Annotated in this window: 20 protein-coding genes; 8 read left to right on the top strand and 12 right to left on the bottom strand. The window is 69.9% G+C overall.

Going from position 1 to position 21,174, the window contains the following annotated elements; genetic code table 11:
• Nucleotides 1–88: 88 nt before the first annotated feature.
• Nucleotides 89–667, top strand: a complete 579-nt coding sequence (locus tag AC5Y5V_RS06985; protein WP_499932176.1) for a hypothetical protein — start codon at nt 89–91, stop codon at nt 665–667.
• On the opposite strand, the gene AC5Y5V_RS06980 is transcribed toward AC5Y5V_RS06985, so the two are convergent.
• On the bottom strand, nt 664–1,683 hold the full coding sequence (locus tag AC5Y5V_RS06980; protein WP_499932174.1) for an NADP-dependent oxidoreductase: 1,020 nt from the start codon (nt 1,681–1,683) through the stop codon (nt 664–666). The genes AC5Y5V_RS06985 and AC5Y5V_RS06980 overlap by 4 nt on opposite strands.
• Nucleotides 1,684–1,718: 35 nt before the next feature.
• Here AC5Y5V_RS06980 and AC5Y5V_RS06975 point away from each other — a divergent pair, with 35 nt between their 5' ends.
• Nucleotides 1,719–2,378, top strand: coding sequence for a DUF3060 domain-containing protein (locus tag AC5Y5V_RS06975; RefSeq protein WP_499932172.1), 660 nt, complete (start codon nt 1,719–1,721; stop codon nt 2,376–2,378).
• 61 nt (nt 2,379–2,439) lie between these two features.
• Here AC5Y5V_RS06975 and AC5Y5V_RS06970 read toward each other — a convergent pair whose 3' ends face one another.
• From AC5Y5V_RS06970 to AC5Y5V_RS06955, 4 genes are all read right to left on the bottom strand, one after another.
• Complete coding sequence (locus AC5Y5V_RS06970; RefSeq protein ID WP_499932481.1) at nt 2,440–5,598, bottom strand: ATP-binding protein; 3,159 nt, start codon at nt 5,596–5,598, stop codon at nt 2,440–2,442.
• An 11-nt stretch (nt 5,599–5,609) separates the two neighbouring features.
• Nucleotides 5,610–5,993, bottom strand: coding sequence for an Rv0313 family protein (locus AC5Y5V_RS06965; protein WP_499932170.1), 384 nt, complete (start codon nt 5,991–5,993; stop codon nt 5,610–5,612).
• A gap of 80 nt (nt 5,994–6,073) precedes the next feature.
• Nucleotides 6,074–7,975: an Hsp70 family protein gene (locus tag AC5Y5V_RS06960; protein WP_499932168.1), complete on the bottom strand. Its 1,902-nt coding sequence runs from the start codon at nt 7,973–7,975 to the stop codon at nt 6,074–6,076.
• Nucleotides 7,976–8,129: 154 nt separating this feature from the next.
• Nucleotides 8,130–9,350 (bottom strand): hypothetical protein, encoded by a 1,221-nt coding sequence (locus AC5Y5V_RS06955; protein WP_499932479.1) that lies wholly within the window; start codon nt 9,348–9,350, stop codon nt 8,130–8,132.
• Between the two features lie 51 nt (nt 9,351–9,401).
• On the opposite strand from AC5Y5V_RS06955, the gene AC5Y5V_RS06950 reads away from it, so the two are divergent.
• Nucleotides 9,402–10,052, top strand: a complete 651-nt coding sequence (locus AC5Y5V_RS06950; RefSeq protein WP_499932166.1) for a TetR/AcrR family transcriptional regulator — start codon at nt 9,402–9,404, stop codon at nt 10,050–10,052.
• 136 nt (nt 10,053–10,188) lie between these two features.
• Nucleotides 10,189–10,707, top strand: coding sequence for a nuclear transport factor 2 family protein (locus AC5Y5V_RS06945; RefSeq protein WP_499932164.1), 519 nt, complete (start codon nt 10,189–10,191; stop codon nt 10,705–10,707).
• Between the two features lie 19 nt (nt 10,708–10,726).
• Here AC5Y5V_RS06945 and AC5Y5V_RS06940 read toward each other — a convergent pair whose 3' ends face one another.
• Nucleotides 10,727–11,383 (bottom strand): L,D-transpeptidase family protein, encoded by a 657-nt coding sequence (locus AC5Y5V_RS06940; RefSeq protein WP_499932162.1) that lies wholly within the window; start codon nt 11,381–11,383, stop codon nt 10,727–10,729.
• Between the two features lie 4 nt (nt 11,384–11,387).
• A complete protein-coding gene (locus AC5Y5V_RS06935; protein WP_499932160.1) occupies nt 11,388–12,071 on the bottom strand; it encodes a phosphatase PAP2 family protein in 684 nt (227 codons plus the stop codon).
• 49 nt (nt 12,072–12,120) lie between these two features.
• Here AC5Y5V_RS06935 and AC5Y5V_RS06930 point away from each other — a divergent pair, with 49 nt between their 5' ends.
• Nucleotides 12,121–12,603 carry a hypothetical protein gene (locus tag AC5Y5V_RS06930; RefSeq protein WP_499932159.1) on the top strand — a complete coding sequence of 161 codons (483 nt, stop codon included), beginning with the start codon at nt 12,121–12,123 and terminating at the stop codon, nt 12,601–12,603.
• On the opposite strand, the gene AC5Y5V_RS06925 is transcribed toward AC5Y5V_RS06930, so the two are convergent.
• Nucleotides 12,593–12,871, bottom strand: a complete 279-nt coding sequence (locus AC5Y5V_RS06925; protein WP_499932157.1) for a hypothetical protein — start codon at nt 12,869–12,871, stop codon at nt 12,593–12,595. The genes AC5Y5V_RS06930 and AC5Y5V_RS06925 overlap by 11 nt on opposite strands.
• 47 nt (nt 12,872–12,918) lie before the next feature.
• Here AC5Y5V_RS06925 and bluB point away from each other — a divergent pair, with 47 nt between their 5' ends.
• Together bluB and AC5Y5V_RS06915 are read left to right on the top strand one after the other, a co-directional pair.
• Entirely contained in the window at nt 12,919–13,626 is a 708-nt protein-coding gene (gene bluB / locus AC5Y5V_RS06920) for a 5,6-dimethylbenzimidazole synthase (protein WP_499932154.1), read from the top strand.
• Nucleotides 13,627–13,780: 154 nt separating this feature from the next.
• Entirely contained in the window at nt 13,781–15,169 is a 1,389-nt protein-coding gene (locus AC5Y5V_RS06915) for a sulfatase family protein (RefSeq protein ID WP_499932152.1), read from the top strand.
• A gap of 4 nt (nt 15,170–15,173) precedes the next feature.
• Here the strand turns inward: AC5Y5V_RS06915 and AC5Y5V_RS06910 are convergent, their stop codons facing one another.
• Nucleotides 15,174–15,959 carry a trans-aconitate 2-methyltransferase gene (locus AC5Y5V_RS06910; protein WP_499932150.1) on the bottom strand — a complete coding sequence of 262 codons (786 nt, stop codon included), beginning with the start codon at nt 15,957–15,959 and terminating at the stop codon, nt 15,174–15,176.
• A 160-nt stretch (nt 15,960–16,119) separates the two neighbouring features.
• Between AC5Y5V_RS06910 and AC5Y5V_RS06905 the strand changes: the two genes are divergently transcribed.
• Nucleotides 16,120–17,328: an alpha/beta hydrolase family protein gene (locus AC5Y5V_RS06905; RefSeq protein WP_499932477.1), complete on the top strand. Its 1,209-nt coding sequence runs from the start codon at nt 16,120–16,122 to the stop codon at nt 17,326–17,328.
• A 1-nt stretch (nt 17,329) separates the two neighbouring features.
• On the opposite strand, the gene eccE is transcribed toward AC5Y5V_RS06905, so the two are convergent.
• From eccE to eccD, 3 genes are read right to left on the bottom strand one after another with little or no spacing between them, the layout of a single operon-like run.
• Nucleotides 17,330–18,349: a type VII secretion protein EccE gene (eccE, locus tag AC5Y5V_RS06900; RefSeq protein WP_499932148.1), complete on the bottom strand. Its 1,020-nt coding sequence runs from the start codon at nt 18,347–18,349 to the stop codon at nt 17,330–17,332.
• Nucleotides 18,346–19,752, bottom strand: coding sequence for a type VII secretion-associated serine protease mycosin (mycP, locus tag AC5Y5V_RS06895; RefSeq protein ID WP_499932147.1), 1,407 nt, complete (start codon nt 19,750–19,752; stop codon nt 18,346–18,348). The genes eccE and mycP overlap by 4 nt, the downstream gene beginning before the upstream one ends.
• Nucleotides 19,749–21,170: a type VII secretion integral membrane protein EccD gene (eccD, locus tag AC5Y5V_RS06890; RefSeq protein ID WP_499932475.1), complete on the bottom strand. Its 1,422-nt coding sequence runs from the start codon at nt 21,168–21,170 to the stop codon at nt 19,749–19,751. Before eccD ends, mycP begins: the two co-directional genes overlap by 4 nt.
• Between the last annotated feature and the right edge of the window lie 4 nt (nt 21,171–21,174).

Genomic DNA, 21,174 nt, shown 5'->3' with positions numbered 1-21,174 from the left:
CGCCACTAGTTGACACCACGCCAGACGCTGGTATCAAGGAAGTTGATATACCGATGGCGGTTTGTCAGCACGGAAGGAAAAAGGAAACATGTTCGGTGGTGGATTCTTCAGCGGCGGAACCGGTTTCGGCGGCCCTGGTTTCGGCGGCCCGGGCGGCCCTGGTTTCGGCGGCCCGGGCGGCCCCGGCTTCGGCGGCCCGTTCGGCAAGCACGGCGGCCTGAAGCGGGCGGCCCTGGGCACCGCGGCGATGCTGCTCGACGGGCCGGCGGACGCCGCTTCGGTCGTGCAGCGCGTCGCCGACAAGACCGGCGGTGCGATCACTCCGCCGCAGGAGATGACCGAGCTTGCCATCGGCGTCCTCGCCGGCCGCGGCATGGTCACGGTCGACGACGGCGGCGTTGCCACCCTGACCGACGTCGGCAAGGGCCTGCTGGCATGGCGCGGTGTCACCACCGAGTCCGCTCAGGCCTTCCTGTCGCGGGCGGCCCAGTTCGGCGACGTATTCAAGATCCGCCGGACGCTGTTCGAGGTCGCCGGACTTGCCCGCACCATCACCTTCAGCGGCACCGACGAGCAGAAGCAACAACTCGCCGAAGCCCGCACCAAGGTGCTGGAAGCCCTGACCGAGGCCAAAAAGGCCCTGCACCGCGCGCTGGCGGAAGACTAACCCGTCCCGGGTTCGCTGAGCTTGACCAGCGTCTTGCCGATGTTGGCACCTTCGAACAACCCGTTGAGCGCGTCGACGCACGACTCGATGCCCTCGAAGATGGTCTCCCGGTGCCGCAGGCGTCCGTCGGCCTCCCACTGCCGGAGATTCGCGAAGGCCTCGTCGAAGCGGCCCCACTGGTGCAGCGCGTTGAATCCCTGCATCACAGCGGTTTTGGCGAGCAGGTTCACGTAGTTGGCGGGCCCGGGATGCTCGCCGGTCAGGTAGCTGGAGATGACGCCGCAGAGCACCACCCGCGCGTTGTTGTTCAGCCGGCCCAGCACCGCGTCCAGGATCGGCCCGCCGACGTTGTCGAAGTACACGTCGACCCGGCGGGGGCAGTGTTGCTTCAAAGCGGCGGGCAGGTCGTCGTTCTTGTAGTCGATGCAGGCGTCAAATCCGAAGTCCTCGACCACCGCCCGGCACTTCTCGGGGCCGCCGGCGATGCCGACCACCCGGGCGCCGGCGATCTTGGCGATCTGTCCGGCCACCGATCCGGTGGCGCCGGCCGCCGCCGAAACCACCACCGTGTCCCCCGCCTTCGGCCGCCCGATGTCGGTCATGCCGAAGTAGGCGGTGGCGCCTGTCGGTCCGTACACCGACATGATCGCCAGCTGGTCGTCCTCGCCGGGGATGGGTGTGCTGAACACGTCGTCGCGGATGATCACGTACTCCTGGAAACCAGTCAGCGTGGTGACGACGTCGCCGACGGCGTAAGCGGCACAGCGCGATTGGACCACCTCGCCGATCCCGGCCGCCCGGATCACCTCACCGAGCTGCACCGGCGGCAGGTAGCCGGGCTGGTCGTCGAGCCAGGTGCGGGCCGCGGCGTCGATCCCCACGTACGTGGTGCGCAGCAGCGCCTCCGCGTCGGCGGGTTCTGGTGCCGCCGATGTGACCAGCTCGGTGTCACCGGGCTGGACCAGCCCGGTGGGACGGCGACGCAACAGGATCTGGCGATTCGGCAATTCGGGCACCCCCCGAAGCTACAGCGGTGTGGGAGCATCTCAGCATGAACCCAAGCGATGACCCGGAAGAACGGATCCGGCAGCTGGAGCAACCGCTGGCCGACAACGCCCGGGCGTCGGAACTGGGCGGACAGCAACCGCCCGGCTACTACGTGCCGCCGCCGCCCCCGCCGCTGACGTACGGCCCGCTCGGTTCGGGCACGCAGTACGCCACGCCGAAGTCGTCGGGCGGCCGGATGATCTGGATCGTGGCGGCGATGTTCGTCGTCGGCATGCTGATTCTGGTCGGCGGGATCGCCGTGTACGCGATGAACCGCGTCCGCAACAGCGGCGTCGTCGCCCCGTCCATCGCCTCGGGCACGACCCGGGTCATCCCGTCGGCGAGCGTCCCGGGCACCACCGTCATCGATCCCACCGAGACGTCACCGGCGCCGGCGCCGGGCGCGACCATCAGCGTCGCCGGCAGCGGGAACAATCGGACCATCGCCTGCGTGGACAACAAGGTCAACGTCAGCGGCGTGTCCAACACGGTCGTCATCACCGGCCACTGCACGGGCCTGTCCGTCTCCGGCGTCAAGAACGTGATCACCATCGACTCCGTCGACACCATCACGGCCTCCGGCGTGGAGAACCAGGTGACCTATCACACGGGCTCGCCGAAGATCACCAAGTCGGGCCTGTCAAACGTCATCCAGCAGGGCTGAGTTTCGGCCGGCCGCGCCGAGTGTGTCGGATATGGACGAAAACTGAGGGCGGCAGCCGTACCTAAGCGTCACACTCGGCCATCGCTTCGGCCTGCGCCAGGTAGCCCTCGAACCCGGTCGCCGCCGCCCTGGCCCGGAAGCGCCGCAGAAACTCGCGACAGCCCGGCTCGTCGCCGTGGGCGCGGGCCAGCAGCGCGCGCAGCCGCAGCACCGGAAGCTCGTGCAGCACGAATCCCGGCTCGGTCGGGATCGCCGCGAGCCGGGCGACGGCCCGTTCGGCGGCCTCGAGGTCGGCTGGGCCGCGCGCCAACAGCGCCTCGACCAGCACCGTGGTGGCCGGCCCGCGGAAGATCATCTCGCCGGTGTCGAACTGCTCGGCGATGACGGCAGACGCGAGCTCGACCGCGCCGTCGACATTGCCGGATCGCGCACGGTCGCGGGCGAATTCGATGTCCGACATGCGCCGCAGCGTGAGAGTGAGCTGTTCGGTCTCGAACAGCTCCCTGGCCCGGACCAGAAATTCCATGCCGCTATCGCGGGCGCCGGCGTGCAGCAGCGCGACGGCCTGGTTCATCAGCCCGTAGGCGAGCGCGGCGTTGTCGCCGGATTGCCGGGCGATCTCCAACGACTCCGTCGCCAGCTCGAGGTCCCGCTCGGTGGGGTCGATGGCGCCGTTCTGGGTCGCGGACGCGTATTTGTACAGCTGGACATAGGACCGCGCGGCGTTGTCGGCCGTGCGGGCCAGCACGATCCCGGCCCGCAGGTCGTTGCGCCAGCCCGGCCGTCCCAGGCACATACCGGCGGCCCCCTTGAGCGTCTGCGCCCACGCCAGCGGCGAGCCGATCACCAGGTTGCCCATAACCGCGTCGCCGTCGGCAAGGTCGATGACCCGCTGCGCCAACCGCAGGCTCTCGGTCGCCTGGCCCGCCTCCCACTTCGCCTGCGCGGCAGCGTAGAACAGCCCGACCGTCATCGCCGGATCGCCGATCGACTCGACCAGCGTGGCAAACTCCGACGCCATGCCGGCGGCTTCCTCGTGGCGCGCGTTGAACGTCAGCGTGGTCAGGTGGCCCGCCATCCCGACCGCCAGCGATCGCTTGTCGCCCGCGGCGGTGGTGAGCTCGCGCAGTTCGTCGAAGCCGGTGTCGGCGGGCGTGCCGCCGACCTGGAAAGCGCTGCCGCACAACAGGGCCCGCGGTGCTATCCGCATGGCCAGGCGGTCGGCGTCGTCAAAGGGCAGCTCGTCGGCGACGCGCAGCGCGAGTTGCCAACTCTTGCGGGCCGCCCGAATGTCCCGCGCGCCATACCAAGTCGCCGCCTGCATGTGCCAGTCGAAGGCCTCCCGCAGGTCACCGGCGGCCGTGTACTGGGTCGCGACGACGGCCGCCTCCTGGCCGGTGAACCCACCCTGGGTGCGCTGCATTACCGCGGCCACCCGGCGGTGCAACTCCGAACGCCCGGCGCGCAATTGGGATTCGTAGGCGACCGCCTGGATGAGCGGATGGCAGAACGCGTACACGGCCCGCGGCGTGAACGCGACCTGCTCGACGAGCTCGGCCTCGATCAGCGGGACCAGGTCGGGCGAGTCCAGCAGCGACTCGAGCAGGACGGCGTCGAACTGCGCGCCGACCACGGCGGCCGCGTTCAGCGTCTGCTTGGCCGTTGCGGTGAGCCGGTCGATGCGGGCCCCGATGACAGCCTGCACACTCGCCGGCACCTGGATGTCGCGCACTTCCCGCGCACACACGTACGCGCCCACCTGGCCCTCGAGTTCGCGCCGCTCGGCGAGATCGCGCACGATTTCCTCGGCGCAGAACGGTATGCCCGCGGCACGCTCGGCGATCACCCCCGACAGCCCACCCACCGAGGGATGCTCGCCCAGCAGCGCCTTGACTAGTTCGCCGATGTCCGAATCGCTCAGCGGCGCAAGCGCGAACGCGTGTGCCCCCGGGATCGACGACAGGGGTCCCGAATATTCCGGCCGGTAGATGACCATCAGGGCGGCCTGCATCCCGGGCACCGTCGCCGCGAAGTCGGCCAGCAGCGACTCGCTGACACTGTCGATCCACTGAGCGTCCTCGATGACGTAGACCACCGGGTCCGGGCGGGCCAGCGACACGGTGTTGACCAGGGCGAGCAGGCGTCGGCGGCGTGCATCCGGGGTGACGTCGGGCAGGGCGGTGTCGGCATCGCGGATCCCCAGCAGGTCGTCGAGCAGAATCAGGTCCTCGGCATCGGCCTCGGGTATCGCGGCGCGCACCCGGGCCTGGGCCAGCTCGAGGGTCAGATGGCCGATCCCGAAAACCGTGCGCAACAGCCGGGACACCACATAGAACGGGACCTCCCGGGTGTGCGATTCGCAGTAGGTGACGAACACCTCGAATCCCCGACTCCTCGCGGTCGCCAGCGACTCGCGCACCAGCCTGGTCTTGCCGACGCCCGGCTGTCCGGTCACGGTGATCACGGTGCCGGCGCCGCCGGCCGCCCGGTCCAGCAAGCCCGCGACGGCGTCCTTCTGGGATTGGCGCCCCACCAGCCGCGACTCGTGCCGGACCTTGCGACGCTTGTCGACGTCGGTCGACAGCAGGCGGCGCGCCGGCACACCGGTGTCGAAGCCCTTGATGAGCACGCTCGCCAGCTCGCTCAGGATCACCCGGTCCTCGACCAGCCGCGCGGTCGATTCGCTCAGCATGACGCCGCCCGGGGGCGCGACCGATTCCATCCGCTGGGCCATCCCGACGTGTTCCCCGACGGCGGTGTAGCCCAGGTGGGTGGCGCCGACCTCGCCGGCGATCACCGGGCCGGAGTTCAGGCCGACCCGCAGCCGCAGGTCGATCCCGTCGCGGCGGCCCACCTCGACGCCCAGCCGCTGCGCATTCTGCTGGATGTCCATGGCCGCCAGGCATGCCCGAAATGCGTGATCCTCCAACGCGATCGGTGCGCCGAACAGGGCCATGATGCCGTCGCCAGTGAACTTGTCGACGATGCCGCCGTAGCGTTGCACCACGGCCACCGACTGGTCGACCAGCTCGGTCATCACCTCGCGCAGCCGCTCCGGGCCCAGGGCCGCGGCGATCTCCATCGACCGCACCACGTCGGCGAACAACACCGTCACCTGTTTGTACTCGGCGAGCTCGGCGACCAGCGTCAGCGGCGTCCCGCAGGCGTCACAGAACCGCGCGCCCGGGCGCGGCTGCGTTCCGCACGCCTGGCACGCCAGAGGTGTTGCGGTTATGAGGTCTCTTCGGAGTCGTCCAGCACGCTGACGGCTATGCCGTACGGCAGGAACCGCACCTTGCGCTTGGGGTCGACGTTGTTCTTGTTTGCCCGCAGCGCGTCCAGCTCGGTGGCATACACCTGCTCGACGCGCGCGCCGCCGTCACCGCCCACGGTGTAGATGGCCCACACCCCGTCACCGGCTTCGCCGGCGGTCTCCGGCGCCTGTCGCGGGCGCCGGCTCAGGTCCTCGAAGACGGCTGACCAGCCGGTCCGTACCCCGGGGCCGCCCAGGAACTTGCCGATGCGGTCGAACGCATCGCGCAGCCCCTCGCTGCCCTCCCTGATCACTCGATCCAAATCGTCGGGATCAAACCCGAACGCACCGTAGTCGCCCACGCGACCTCCTTACGGTTGCTGACTCACCTTTTGCCAGTCTGCCCGTACCGAGCGCGATCCGCCACGTGCCGACCCTGGGCTCAGTAGCCGCCGGGACTCAGGAACGGGTTCTGCTGGTTCTGCGGATACTGCGGGTACTGGGGATATTGCGACGCGGGCGCCGGATTTTGCTGGACCGGCGCCTGGTTCTGCGGCACCTGAACCGGGATCGGCACCGGCAACAGCGGGATGCGCAACCACTCCGTTGTCATCGGCACCGTCGTCGGGGTGGTCGCGGTGGGCGTCGGCGGCGGGGTGGTGGTTGGCGGCGGCGGGGTGGTCGTCGGCGGGGTGGTCGGCGGGGTAGTGGTGACGGGCGGCCGCGTGGTGGTCAGGCGCGGCGCGGTGGTCGGCACCGGGGTGTGGACAACCGGCGGCGGCACGGGGGTCGGCGACGGCGGGGGCGGGGGCGGGGGCGGCATGGTGCTGGGCGGCGGTTCGGGGCTGGGCAGCGGAGCCGCCGACGGGGGTGGGGGCACCGGGGTAGGCACGATGGTGCTGACCGGCGGCGCGGGCAGCGGCGCGATGCTGGGCCGCGGGGGCGCCTCGCGGTTTTCCAGGCCCGCCAGTGTGACCGCCACTCCGCCGATCGCGGTGACCGCGACCACGGCGCACAGCCCTACGACCAGCTGGGACAGCCGAAGCCGCCGCCATGGCCGGCCCCTGGGCGGATCCATCATGTTCAGGCGCATCCAGCCGGAGGGGCCGTCGTCGTCGTCGTAGGTTTCGCGGCGGAAGCGAGTCGACGCGTCGCCGGGGAACTCGGTCTGCGACCACGCCAGCTCGCGGTCGGTCATCGCATCCTCGTCGATCACCATCACATCGCCGGCCGGCAGCTCGATGACACTGGTACCGGCGGCGGCCGTGAGCAGGCCGACGGACGTCCGGGTTCGCAGGTCCAGCAGTTCGCCGCGCGCAGCGAGCAGCAACGCACCGTTCGCCGCGGCCCAGGCCGGCTGCGACGCCGTCAGGACCGGTATCCGGGCGTGCCTCGAAAGACGATGTGTGACAAGCGGAATACTGGCGCTGCCGCCCACGGTGACCAGCGCCGCGAGCTCCGGCCAGCCCTTCTTGTAGCGCACCAACATGTGGTCGAACGCGTAGATGAAGCTGGTCAGCCGGTCCTGGATGAGGTCCTCGAGCTGGTCGCGGGTGACCTGCACGTTGCACCGGTATCCGGCGAAGTCGGTGGCCACTTCCGTGACCGTGTCGGTGGATAACCGTTCCTTGGCCAGCCGGCACTCGTCGCGGAGCCGGCTGATCTGCCCGACCGATTCGGTGCTGCCGGAGTCGAGGTCAACGACGTGGCCCAGTTGCTCGAATACGTGCAGCAGCAACGCCTGATCGACCTCATTGCCGCTGAAGTCCAGGCAGCGCATGGTGGCGCTGACGGGCACGAAGTCCCGGCCCAGATCCACCAGCGTGGCCGAGGTACCCGCACCGCCGAAGTCCAGCAGCCCCACCAGGCCCTCGTCCGGCAGGCCCTGCTCAGAGCCCACCGCGGTCAGCGCCGCCACCACGTCGGAGACCAGGCACGGCGCCATGCCGCTGCGGACGAAGCCCACGTGGGTCCGCAGGCCGTCGCGCAGCGCCTGCACCGTCGGGGGTTTCCAGTGCGCCGGCACCGCGATCGAGATCTCCGACGAACCCGCGTCCGCGCCGGCGGCTGCCACCATCGCGTCCAGAGCTTCGACCATCAACAGGTCCGGGTCGTGAGCCGACCCGTCGCCGGACACCAGCGCCACCGAGTCGCCGATGCGCTCCACGAACCCGCTGATCAGCATGCCGGGCTCGGCTACGTTCGGGTTCTCCCCAGGCACACCAACTTTCGGGGCGCAGTGCGGATAGAGAGTCAGTACAGCCCGACGCGATACAGGCGGACTTCCGTTACGCGCTGCGACAAGGTTGGTGGTCCCGATCGACAACCCCAAAGGGTCGTACATATATCGAATACTTTCGTCGATTGGGGTCTTCGGCCAGCGTTAACCTTATCCACGGTCGGTCCCGATGCGGTTGGGTCGCAAGCCCATTGGTATCCGGTCGATGCCGTGTCGTCACCGAAGTGGTATCGACGGCCCCTTGACAGCCGGTGTCGGCTCAGACGACCGTAAGGGGCAGCGAACGCCGCGGCTCGAACTCGAACGTGGAGCCCTTGCTGACCTTTGCCACCATGACCTCTGGTAATTCGGTTGCGGCGGTTTCGGATTCGACGAGCTCAGCAACCCAGTCGGTGTCGGTGCCGCTGACCTCGACGCGGACCAGCGGATCGACCGCGGTGGCGATGGCCTGTAACGGTTTCACGGATTCCGGCGTGCACAGCGAAATCCAGGCCCCGTCGTCGTGGGCGGGCGAGCGGTCCACGACCAGCCGGCCCGACGACACGTCGGCGACGACGTAGCCGGCCGGATTGAGCAGCGGATGGAACTCCAAAACCTTTAGGATGCCCTCGATTCCGCCGGGCAGCCGCAACGCGCGGTGAATGCGCTCGGCGGCGACGCCAGCCAGGCCGATGAGCTGCTGGGTGTTGATCGACACGGCCATCTGCCCGTCGGCGGCCCGCTCGCGGACGGCGATCCCGTAGGACAGGTTGAGCATGTGCATCTGCAGGCACACCTCTTCGGCCAGCCGCACCAGTGCCGAATGCGAGTATGCACCGAAGTCGAAGTCGGAAAGCAGCGGGCCCGAGTAATCCGCCTGCCCCTCCTGCGAGCGGTCGACGGGGTCGAGTTCCCAGGTCGCGGCGCGGGTTTCGCGGATGACGTCCACCGCGGGAATCGTCTGGACCGCAGGGTAGGACTCGTCGATGATCACCGTCCACGCGCAGTGCGGGTGCCGATCCGACGGAGTGCGGGGCGGCCGATGGATCGGCCGCATCTGCGCGTGCGGGTTGACCGCTGCGGCGGTGGCATCGAACGTCGGATCCTCGATGTCGTGACACATGCCCTTGACGTACTTGTCGCCCATCGGCTCCACGTCGAGCAGGGCGCCGCAGTGGTCGAGGTAGAACTCGCCGTGCCAGCGGTCGTGGATGGTGTAGCGGAAATCCATGAACTGCGGCGGCGCCCCGATGTCGAGCTGAATGCCCTTGAAGATGGTGGGCACGTCGTCGCCTTCGAAGTTCAGCGCGCGCTGCATGCGCTTGGTGTAGACCGGGCTGGCGCCCGCCCACTCCTCGATGGCGATCTGCAGCATCTCCTCGTGACCGAATTCCTTGATGCACCAAGCCATGCCGGAGCGGTCGATCAGCTGCCCGATCAAGAGCAGCTCGGGTACCAGGACGACGAGCTCCTCGCGGGACAGCTGCGCAAATCGGGACACGGCTCGGGACACGCCTCCAAAAATAGTCAGGTTTATGTTATAAAGTCAACAATGTCTGTTAAGTCCATTCGTCCTACCCGCCGCACCAGCGCGCCGCGCAAGCGCGGCGACGACACCCGCGCGCGGATCATCGACGAGACGGTCCGCTGCATCGTGGAGGAGGGATTCGCCGCCGCCACCGCCAAGCACGTCGCCGAGCGCGCCGGCGTCACCTGGGGCGTCATCCAATACCACTTCGGCGACCGCGCCGGCCTGCTGATGGCCGTCGTCGACGACGGCGTGGCCCGGCTGGTCGAGAGCCTGTCGTCGGCCGATGTCAGCGCGTTGCCGCTGCGCGAGCGCATCGAGGTGGTGGTGGACACCGCGTGGAGCTGCTACAGCAGCCCGACGTCGATGGCGGCCTTCGAGATCCTGCGGGCCAACCGCGGCGGGCCGGGCGCTTCCTCGCGGCGCCACCTGCTGGAAATGAACGACGCGATCGGTCAGCTCGGACGTCTCATCACCGACGAGCCGTCCGACGCCGGTGTCGCCGACGTCATCTGGGCGACGCTGCGCGGCGTGGTGCTGGCGCAGATGATCGTCGGCGCCGAGGTCGACTGGAGCCAGGAGCGCCGCGCCCTGATCGACATGGTGACGTGCTACCTCGGCACCGGCCGCGCCTCGCGCACCGGCCGCGCCTTGCGGGACTCGCGCGACACGTAGTCTGTCCGCGATCATCGCAGTGGGTCACCTACCGAGCGCCCGCGCGACACGCGCGACACGTAAACCACGCACACGACACGCCGCTCATCATCGCCGTGGTTGCAGTCTCAGCGGTCACGGCGAAGGCCCGGGCAGCGTGTGCTGGAATGGCCAAATGAGCCTCCACGATGCCGCCAACGTAGCCGCCAACGATGTAGCCGCCGACGTCGATGCGATCCAGCGGGTCAAGTACCGGTACCTGCGCGCCATGGACACCAAGCACTGGGACGACTTCGCCGACACGCTGACCGAGGACGTCAAGGGCGACTACGGCTCGTCGGTCGGCAAGGAGTTGCACTTCACCAACCGCGCCGACCTGGTGGAATACCTGAGCTCCGCGATGGGCCCGGGGGTGATCACCGAGCACCGGGTGACCCATCCGGAAATCGACGTGACCGGCGACACCGCTTCGGGCACTTGGTATCTGCAGGACCGGGTCATCGTCCCGGAGTTCAATTTCATGCTGATCGGCGCGGCGTTCTACCACGACCAGTATCGGCGCACCCCCGACGGCTGGCGGATCAGCGCCACCGGCTACGACCGGACCTACGAGGCCACCATGTCGGTCGCCGACCTCAACTTCAAGGCCAAGCCCGGCCGCGCGATGGCGGACTGACCACGGCGAGCAGACGCAGCTACTTGGCGATCGCGATCACCGCACCGGGCCGCAGCCACCGGATGATCGACACCAGCGTCGCGTCGTCGATGGCCACACAGCCCTCGGTGGGCCCGCCGTCGGTGGTATGGAAGAAGAACGCGGCGCCGCCGCCCGGCACCTTGTTCTTGTTGACGCCCATCACCACCGCGTGCTTGTACTGCGGAATCTGCAGGTTCTCACTCTCGCCGGTGTTGAACGGGCACTGCGCCTTCTGACACACCTGCATGGTGTTGAACGTGGGGCTGTGGTCGTCGCCGCTCCACCAATGATTGGGGCCGACTTGCGTATACGGCAGTCCGCCACCGGGATTCGGCGCGGTGCCGAAGGCGGAGTCCAGGGAGTAGACGCCCATCGGGGTGGCCGGGTATCCACTCTTGGCCTGCGGCGCAAGGCCGGCCGAACCGACGTGGGTGGGGATGCCGGTCTTGATCGGCTGCCAGCCGGCGGCGGTGCGCTGGTAGATGTCCATCTTCGCGTTCGAACCGCCGGTCCCGATCACCGAAACCACTTGCGTCGCATTGCCGACGGAGTTCGCGAACCACGGAGCGCCGACCGCGCAACTCAGCGGGGCAAACACCAGCCACGCACACAGCAGACACGCCGCAACGCATGGCAGAGCTCCGAGTCGGCGCATCCCTTCATGGTCGGTCCCCGTCAACCGCAGGGTCAAGTAAAGGTTTAGACCCGGTTGGGTCACCGCGCCGTGACCAACTCCGCGGCCGAATCATCCACAGGCACAACAGGAAATACAGATAGCCGAGCGCCCATCCGGCCAGCACGTCGGACGGATGGTGGACGTTCAGCGCGACCCTCGCGGTGCCCACCGCCAGCACACCCAACGCTGCGACCGCCACCGCGACCCGCCGCGCCGGCCCGCTCAGCAGCGGCACCACGAAGGTCAGCAACGCCAGCGCGCCGGCCATCGCCTCGAGCGCATGTCCCGACGGGAACGACGTCTCCCCCACGGCCACCAGCGCGGTCGCCGGGCGCGGGCGGCCGGCCAAACCCTTGGCGGCGGCCGTCACGAAACCGCTGAGCGGCAGGCACGCCAGCAGCAACAGCGCGGCCCGCGGATTGCGCCTGACGGCGAAAGTCACCGCGCCGGCCATCCCCAGCAGCCGCAGTGGCGTCGGACCGAGCGCGAAGGACACGCCATCCCAGAACCACACCCAGGCCGGGTGTTTGACGCCGATGTCGTGTGCGGCGTTCAACGACGCCCAGTCCAGCGTGTGCAGCCAGCCCCACTCCTGGCGATAGCCCAGCCACAGCACGCCGTAGAGCACCAAGGCCGCCGCGGCGAGGAGTGCGGTCCGACGGGTCATCCATCCATCGATACCAGCACCGCACATCGCAAGCCGGTCATACTGTCGTATGGCGGTTTTTGTTCGCAAGCTGTTCGGCATCGGCAAGTTGCCCGCCGACATGCGCGCCCAGGTCGAGGCCGAAGGCCTGCTCTACCTCGCCGAGCACGTCGCGGTCACCCGGCGGTTCAGCGGCGCGATCCCGGGCCTGCGGTCCTCGGGCACGGTCGGCAGCTTCGTGGGCGCGCTGGCCTTCACGTCGGAGCGCGCGCTGGCGACGCTGTCGGTAGTGCCCAAGCTGGCCGGCCGCGCGGTGGACGTGCGCTGGGCCGACGCCGGGTCCGGCGCCGCCACGGCGGAGATCTCCGAGACGGGCCTGCAACTGGACCTGGACGTCGGCAAGGTGGACCCGAAGTTCAGCGGGCACCTCTCGCTGCACTACAAGGACGCCATCCCCGACGACGTGCTGTCCCGCCTGCCGCTGCGAACGCTGGCCTTCGACGTGCCGCCCGAGTACGTGTTCCGCGCGGTCGGCACGACCTTCAGTCCGTGATCGTGAACTTCGGCCACGGCGGCTGACGGAGCACCGCCAGGGTTCCGATCACCGCCGCCAACAGGCCGGTGGTCACACCGATCAGGGCGATCCGGCCCTGGGCGACGGCCGGCACCCAGGACGCCTGCCCGCCGTGCACGACGAACACGCCGACCGGCGAGGCGACGGGGAGGACGGTGGTACCGTCCGCCGTCTCGAAGGGCTGCCCGTAGATCGGCCTGCCGTTGCGGTCCGTGGGCAACTGGTCGAGCACATCGGAAAACTTCACGCTGGACACTCCCTTTCGAAACGGTTCGTCACCGGCCATTTTCTACGATGGGATCTGTGCCCGACCATGCGTTCAGTCCGCAGGAACGCCACGCCGTGTACCGGGTGATCTCCGAGCGGCGCGACATGCGCCGCTTCGTGGCCGGCGGGGTGGTGCCCGAGGCCGTGCTGGCGCGGCTGCTGCGCGCCGCGCACGCGGCGCCCAGCGTCGGGCTGATGCAGCCGTGGCGCTTCGTCAGGATCACCGACGACGCGCTACGCGGGCGCATCCACGCCCTGGTCGACGAGGAACGCGCCCTGACCGCGCGGGCCCTGGGACCCCGCGGCGAGGAGTTCCTGCAGCTCAAGGTGGAGGGCATCCGCGAGTGCGCCGAGCTGCTCGTGGTCGCGCTGTGCGACGGCCGCGACGCCCACGTCTTCGGCCGCCGCACGCTGCCGCAGATGGACCTCGCCTCGGTGTCGTGTGCGATACAGAATCTGTGGCTGGCGGCGCGGTCCGAGGGCCTAGGCATGGGCTGGGTGTCGCTGTTCGATCCGCGCCGGCTGGCGGCCCTGCTGGGCATGCCCGACGGCGCCGAGCCGGTGGCCGTCCTGTGCCTGGGTCCGGTGCCCGAGTTTCCGGATCGGCCGGCGCTGGAGCTCGACGGCTGGGCCTACGGGCGGCCGCTCGCGGATTTCGTCTCCGAGAACCGGTGGGGCGGGGCCGGACCCGGCCCGGCGGGAGCGACCGGCGCGGGGTGCCCCCGCCGAGAGTGAATTCCCTGCGAAATCGCCGCGGTTTTTTCGCAATGGCTTCACGGTCGGCGAGGGGTGGGGCCCGCTAACACGGCTGACATAGCCAGCACCCTGTCAGCCGCCTCGGGTATCGTCGCCGGTCGAGGTGAGGAGAACGGGTAAGGAGGATGGCACCGTGACGCGCGGCCGCGACAATGTGCTGCTGGTGCATTGGCACGACCTGGGCCGCTACCTCGGCGCCTACGGCCACTCGGACGTGTCCAGCCCACGGATGGACCAGCTGGCCGCCCAGGGCATCCTGTTCACCCGGGCCCACTCCACCGCGCCGCTGTGCTCCCCGTCCCGCGGCTCGCTGTTCACCGGCCGCTATCCGCAGAGCAACGGGCTGGTCGGCCTGGCCCACCACGGCTGGGAATACCGCGCCGGGGTCCGCACCCTTCCCCAAATTTTGGCCGAATCGGGCTGGTATTCAGCGCTTTTCGGCATGCAACACGAGACGTCCTACCCGAAACGGCTGGGCTTCGACGAGTTCGACGTGTCGAACTCCTACTGCGAGTACGTGGTGGACAAGGCCAGAGACTGGCTTCGCGTCACCGCTCCCGGCCTGTCCGGGCGGCCGTTTCTGTTGACGGCCGGGTTCTTCGAGACCCATCGTCCCTATCCGCGGGAGCGCTACGAGCCGGCCGACAGCGCGGGCATCGACCTGCCGGACTACCTGCCCGACACCGCCGAGGTGCGTCAGGACGTCGCCGACTTCTACGGGTCCATCGCCACCGCCGACGCGGCGGTCGGACAATTACTGGACACGCTGAGCGAAACCGGCCTGGACTCCAGCACCTGGGTGGTTTTCCTCACCGATCACGGTCCGGCGTTCCCCCGGGCGAAATCCACGCTGTATGACGCGGGAACCGGCATCGCCATGATGATCCGCCCGCCCATCGGCCGGGGGGTGCCGCCCGGCGTCTACGACGAGCTGTTCAGCGGCGTCGACCTGGTCCCGACGCTGCTGGGGCTGCTGGGGCTGCACGTACCGACCGACGTGGAGGGCGTGTCGCACGCGGAGGCGCTGACCGCGGACCGGCAGACCGCTCCGGTACGCAACCACGTGTACACGCTCAAGACCTATCACGACGCGTTCGACCCGATTCGCGCCATCCGCACCAAGGAATACAGCTACATCGAAAACTACGTGCCCCGGCCGCTGCTGGACCTGCCGTTGGACATCCAGGAGAGCCCGTCCGGGCTGGCGGTCGCGCCGTTGGTCACCGCGCCGCGTCCCGAGCGGGAGCTGTATGACCTGCGGACGGATCCGGGCGAAACCAACAACCTGCTCACCACCGACCACTCCGAGCCGGTCGCCGAGATCGCGACCGATCTGGCCGTCCGGCTACACGAGTGGCGCCAGCGCACCGACGACGTCATCCCGTCCGATTTCGCCGGCACCCGCATCGCCGCGCGCTACACCGAGACGTATCTGAAAACCCATCACGCGAACGTCACCAGCCGCTCGGCGATCGCCTTCGATCGGGGTATCGAAGAGCAGGTCACCCGCACCAACAAGTAGCGGGCTAACCGCCCGAGCGGGTGCCGCCGCCGACCTCGACGACCATGAAGACCCGCCTGAACGGGAAGATCGTGGTGCCGTCGGCGCGGGGCGGGTAGGCGTCGTCGAGCAGCGGGATGAGCTCCTCGCGGAACCGCTCCCAGCTCGCGTCGTCGAGCCGCTCACGCACCGGGACCAGCGCGGTGCCGGTGATCCAGTCGAGCACCGGATGCTCGCCGGTCAGCTGGTGCAGGTAGGTGGTCTCCCAGACGTCGACCTTGCAGCCGGCGTCCATCAGCAGGTTCGCGTAGTGCACCGGCGGCTGGATCACGGCTCCCACCCGAAACGGTATGTCGCGCATGATCTTCGCGTAGGGCTCGCGGCGGGCCAGCGCCCGCACCGCGGCATGCGACGCCGTTTCGAAGTTGCCCGGGACCTGGACGCCGATCCACGAGCCGGGCGCCAGCTCGTTAGCCCACCGCAGCAGCAGGTCGGCGTGCTCGGGCACCCAGTGCAGGGCCGCATTGCTGACCACCACGTCGGTGTCGGGCTTCGGCTTCCAGGTTCGCAGGTCACCGGTGGTCGCGTCGATCCCACGCTCCCGTGCGGCGGCCACCATCTCCGGCGAGCTGTCCATCGCCTCGATCACCGCCCCGGGCCAGCGCTTGGCCAGGTATTTCGTCAGGTGGCCCGGTCCGCAGCCGAGGTCGACCACCCGCCGTGCCCGCTCGGCCCCCACCCGCGACACCAGGTCGTAGAACGGGCGGCTGCGATGGTCCGCAAAGGCCAGGTAGACGTCGGGATCCCACATGTCGGTCCTCCTGATCAACCCCGTCACCCGTCGACGCGGCTAGACAAACCGTATTACCGGATGGTTCGGCGCCGCGCACCGTATCCGCATCGAAGGGCTCAAGACTCCGGATTTGCGGGATACCATCGCGTTGCGCGGTAAGAAAGGGGAGCTGGCCGTGATATCCGACGCAGAAACGCTCGATCCGCTCGGTTCCGTTCCGGACGTGCCGGTGCCGCCGGGCGCCGCGGGTGCGGACGTACCAGCCGGCGCCGACGGGCTGCCCCGGCGTTCCGCCCTGTCGCGCAGCCAGCGCCTCGTCGTCGACGCATCCGCCATCGGCGACCTCGCGCTGCGCACCGCCGCCGCGTCGATGCTCACCGTGGTGGCGCCGGCGGTCATCGCCAATGCCCTGCGCCAGCCCGGCAGCGAACGCGACAAGCTGCGCTTCTACGCCGAACTGGCCGCCGAGCGGGACACGGCGAAGTCGTTCCCGGCGCCCACCGAGATGCCGCTGGTCCGATCGCGACGCGCCAACCCGGTGGCGGAGTGGCTGGCGCGCGGCCAGGTCGACGACCTCGCGTTCGCCAGCAGCTTCCGCGCCGTCAACCCCGCGATGCGCAAGCAGTGGAGCGCGCTCAAGGCCAACAACACCGTGCACGCGCAGCACTGGCGCCACGACGACGGGCCCCGCCCGACGCTGTGCGTGATCCACGGCTTCATGGGGTCGTCGTACCTGGCCAACGGCCTGTTCTTCTCGCTGCCGTGGTACTACCGCTCGGGCTACGACGTGCTGCTCTACACCCTGCCGTTCCACGGGCGCCGGGCCGAGAAGTTCTCGCCGTTCAGCGGTTTCGGCTACTTCGCCAGCGGGCTCAGCGGTTTCGCGGAGTCGATGGCCCAGGCCGTGCACGACTTCCGGTCTTTAGTCGACTATCTGCGCAGCACCGGAGTCGAACGCGTGGCATTGACCGGGCTTTCGCTGGGCGGCTACACCACCGCGCTGCTCGCCACGATCGAGGACCGGCTCGAGGCGGTGATCCCCAACTGCCCGGTTGTCACGCCCGCGAAGCTGTTCGAAGAATGGTTCCCGGCCAGCGAGCTGGTCAAGCTGGGGCTGTGGCTCACCAGCATCAAGCACGACGAACTGGACACCGGGTTGGCCTACCACTGCCCGCTCAACTACGAGCCCGTGATCCCCAAGGAGCGCCGGATGATCATCACCGGCCTCGGCGACCGGATGGCGCCGCCCGAGCACGCCGTGACGCTGTGGGAGCACTGGGACCGCTGCCGGCTGCACTGGTTCCCGGGCAGCCACGTCATGCACATCAGCCAGCTGGACTACCTGCGGCGGATGACACCGTTCCTGCACGGCTTCATGTACGAGTAGCTCATGGCGTCGAGCCTGCGGTGAGGGCGTGGTTCTGGATAACCGCTGTCGCCGCCTCGGCCGACGGTGCCCGATGCGCACCCGACGGCGGGGTCGGCCAATCCAGCCGTGCCAGCAGGTCGGCGGGCGCCGCGGCGTGCCCGTCGAGGCGCGCGGTGGATAGCAGATCCAACGCCGTCAGGGCGCGCAGGTGGTCTCCGCGTTGCGGGGTGAGACCGGCCAGCGGGGCCGCCGGACCGGGCTGGCCCTCGGCGCGGAAGGCGCAGGCCGCGGCAACCGTGTAATTGGTTGGCTCCCCGGCGATCTCGAGGGCCGTCCAGGTCTCGCGCGCGGGATGCGAACGGACCCCCTCCAGCGTCTCGGGCAGGCCGCCGTCCACGCTGATCCGGTAGGCCGCCAGGTAATCCGAACCCTGCGGCAGGCCGCGCCACGTCTCGCGTCCGGCCGACGTGATCAGGCGCGGGGCCTCCTCGGGGTCGACAGCGCTGGCCTCCCAACCGATTTCGCGCAGGTGGTCGGCCAGGCGACGCGCCGCGACCTGTGCCGTCTCGCGCAGGGGAATCCGCGCCGAGCGGGCCTGCAGCGCCGCCAGGTTGTCGACGGCCGACAGTGTCAGCGCCACCCAGGTCTCGCGGACTCCGGATGGGTTGCCGCGGCTGGTGATTCGCACGGTGTCGGCGCGCACGCCGTAGCGGTCCAGGTATCCGGCGATCACCGGCAACGGCAGCACGTCCGCGCCGTCGTGCGCCCCGACCCGCACCACCGCGGTCGCGCTGGTGTCGCTTTCGGAGTCGCGCACGGACCGGTCGCCGCGGAACAGCATCGCCAGCCGGCGGCGCACGATGGTCGTGAAATGCAGGCCGCGCCACCAGCCGAACAGCAGGATTACCACGGCGACGGCAATGCCGAGCACCCAGTAGTCGCGCGACGAGTGCCACGGGTAGGCCAGCACCGCCGGCACGACCGCCAGCAGCGCCAGCGTGACGCGGCCGGGGCCCGGCCACACAATCGATTGGCTCACGAGGTGGGTTCCTTTCGTCGGCGCGCGGCGATAGTGGCGGTCGTGGCGACGGCCGCGACCACCAGGGCCAGCGCGGCGGTCCCCGCGAATGCGACGACCCGCGGTGTGTTGTCCTTCGGTGCCGGTGCGGGCGGCACGGCGACCGGCTTTGCCGCCGCGGTAGGCCCGGCCGCGGGCGGGGGCAGCTCCCAGGTGAGGGCCGCCACCGGGTCGACGGTGCCGTCGCCGACGACGTTGGAGGGCGTCCGGGCGCCGTGGTGCGCGCTGGCGGTAATGCGACGCACCACCTGTTCGGCGGTCAACGTCGGGTATTTGCTGCGCACCAGCGCCGCCACCCCGGACACGTAACCGGCCGCATAGCTGGTGCCGTTGAGCGCCACCATCTGCTGGTGTTCGTCGGGCAGCGCGTTGGCCAGGCCGCCGCCGTCGCGGTTGCTCACCGACACGATGTTCTCGCCGGGGGCCGCGATGCCCACCCACGGGCCGGCCATGGTGAACTTCGACGGCTGCCCCTCCGGCGTCAGCGAAGCCACCGACAGCACGTACGGCTGCCACCACGACGGGATGGAGACCGATGTGACGCCCGCCCAGTTCCGCGGGTCCTTCGGCTGGCCGAGATCGGTGAGCGGATTGGAGTCACACGACGCGCCGCCGGTGATGGACCCGGTCGGCCCGCTGTTCCCGGCGGCCGCCACCACCACCGCGTCCTTCTCCACCGCGGCGTAGCGCAGCGCCGCACCCAGCGCGGCCTGGTCGATGTTGCGATCGGCGGGCAGGCAGGTGATCGCGGAAATGTTGATCACCCGTGCCCCGAGGTCGGCCGCATGCACGATCGCCCGGGCCAGGGTCGCCACGTCCAGCGTCGCCCGGGCCACCAGCGGGTCGCCGCCCGGCGTCTTCGGGGAGAACTTGGCCGACGCCACGCGCAGCGACACCACGCGCGCCGCGGGCGCGACCCCTGCGAAGCCGTCGTCACCGGGCTGGCCGGCGATGACCCCGGCGACCAGCGTTCCGTGCCCGTCGCAGTCGGTCAGGCCGTCGGTCGTCTCCACATAGTCACCGCCCGGCGTGACGTTCGGCAGCCGCGGCCCCGGCCGCACACCGGTGTCCAGCACCGCCACCAGCTGGCCGTCGCCGCGGGAAAACTGCCACGCCCCAGGCAGATTCAGCATCGTCTGGCTCGGCGTCGCCACGCCCGGATCGCTACCCGGCAGCAGCCCGGAGGTGCCGCACGCGCCGCGCTGCTCCATCGCCTGCCCCGGCCCCGGGGCACCACTCGGCGGCGGCACCGCGGGATCGACCTGCGGCTTGTTGACGGCGAGCGCCGACGGACACGTCCACATCACCGCGGCCGCAAAGGCGGCCAGAGTCGCCGTGACACGGACCGATCCGGCTCGCATCATCGATTGAGGACCCAGCTGAACAGACCGACCAGGTAGGCCATGACCGGGATCAGCGAGGCGTCGAGGCCGGCGGCGACGAAGCCCAGCACGCGGCGCAACGGCAGCGAGTAGCTGTCCGGCGAGGCGATGCGCGGGTTCAACGCGACGACCACCCACACGGCCAGCAACGCCACCAGCACCAGCGCCGCGATCAGCGCCGCCGTGTAGCGTCCCGTCGCCGTGTAGAGCACCAGCAGCGTGCCGGCGACCAGGTAGGGCTGGGCGAGCAGCCACGCCTTGCAGGCGGCCGAATCCCACACCCGGGCGCGCAGCGTCGCGGTGGCCGCCGTCGCTCCGACCACGTACCAGCCGAAGCCGTTCAGGGTTTGCGGGTGCCACGCGATCGCCACCGAGCCCAGCACGCTGAGCAGCACCGCGGCGGCGATGAATCCACTCTGGTGGGCGTCGCTGACCCGCACGCGCCGCGGCAGGTCCTCGAGCACCCGCAACGACGGCGCCGACGGGGTCGGGTCACCCGGCGCCGGGATGACCGGCAACGGGAACCGTGCCCACAGCGCGGACAGCTGAGCGGCCTGGATGGTGATCAGCAGGGCGGCCACGATCAGGCCGCAGCCGATGGCCAAAGCCGCAAGCTGCCACAGCAATTCGGCGCCGGCCGAAAGCAGCACGGCGGTGCCCACCACCGCCGACGCGGTGAAGAAGGCCACGATGCGCTCCCGGTCGAGGCCGGGCACCAGCAGCACCACCAGCGACCACGCGGTGACACCCGCGGCGCCCAGCATCAGTTGCGCGGCACCGAACTTGCCGGGCACCGCCAACGCCAACGCGGCGGCGATCGGCGCCAGCGCCGCGATGGACAGCGCGATGCCCGCGCCCGCCGAGCGGGTCCGGACCACCAGGGCGGTGACGGCGATGACGGCCGCGACGGAACTGACGACCGCCAGCCCGGCCAGCCCGCCCGTGGCCACCCGGTAGGTGACGGCCAGCGCGGTCGCCAGCAGGGTCACCAGGACCGCCGCCGCCAGCGCGCCACGCTGGATATGCGCTGTGCCCCATGGCTTCAGCCGTGAACTGGAGAAGATCATCGCGGCATCGGCGATGTCCTCGACGATGCCGGGTGCGGCGGGGCCGACGGGGACCGGTTGCAGCGCGAGCAGGTCGCCGTCGACGACGCCGACGGTGTCCAGGCTGGCGTCCAGGCTGAACGGCGCGCCACCGATGGGGGCCAGGCTCAGCTGGGCCGTCGCGCCGGCGTCGGCGGGAATGTCGCCGTCGGCGCCGTCGGGAACCACCGGAGCCGCCAAACGCTGTACCGCGGGCAGGATTTCGCGCAGCGGCAACTCGGCGGGCAACGCCATCTCGGTCAACCTGCTGTCCGCGAGGATCGCAACGCGGACAATCGGCATGACGGCGGTCATCGGG

This window comes from Mycobacterium sp. NGS68 (assembly GCF_059812195.1).
This window is presented reverse-complemented; position numbering and strand designations above follow the sequence as displayed.

Coding starts and splice junctions, on each gene's coding strand:
- AC5Y5V_RS06985 (WP_499932176.1), top strand. CDS start 89: ATGTTCGGTGGTGGATTCTTCAGCGGCGGAACCGGTTTCGGCGGCCCT.
- AC5Y5V_RS06975 (WP_499932172.1), top strand. CDS start 1,719: ATGAACCCAAGCGATGACCCGGAAGAACGGATCCGGCAGCTGGAGCAA.
- AC5Y5V_RS06960 (WP_499932168.1), bottom strand. CDS start 7,975: ATGTACGACCCTTTGGGGTTGTCGATCGGGACCACCAACCTTGTCGCA.
- AC5Y5V_RS06950 (WP_499932166.1), top strand. CDS start 9,402: ATGTCTGTTAAGTCCATTCGTCCTACCCGCCGCACCAGCGCGCCGCGC.
- AC5Y5V_RS06940 (WP_499932162.1), bottom strand. CDS start 11,383: ATGCGCCGACTCGGAGCTCTGCCATGCGTTGCGGCGTGTCTGCTGTGT.
- AC5Y5V_RS06935 (WP_499932160.1), bottom strand. CDS start 12,071: ATGACCCGTCGGACCGCACTCCTCGCCGCGGCGGCCTTGGTGCTCTAC.
- AC5Y5V_RS06930 (WP_499932159.1), top strand. CDS start 12,121: ATGGCGGTTTTTGTTCGCAAGCTGTTCGGCATCGGCAAGTTGCCCGCC.
- bluB (WP_499932154.1), top strand. CDS start 12,919: ATGGGATCTGTGCCCGACCATGCGTTCAGTCCGCAGGAACGCCACGCC.
- AC5Y5V_RS06910 (WP_499932150.1), bottom strand. CDS start 15,959: ATGTGGGATCCCGACGTCTACCTGGCCTTTGCGGACCATCGCAGCCGC.
- mycP (WP_499932147.1), bottom strand. CDS start 19,752: ATGATGCGAGCCGGATCGGTCCGTGTCACGGCGACTCTGGCCGCCTTT.
- eccD (WP_499932475.1), bottom strand. CDS start 21,170: ATGACCGCCGTCATGCCGATTGTCCGCGTTGCGATCCTCGCGGACAGC.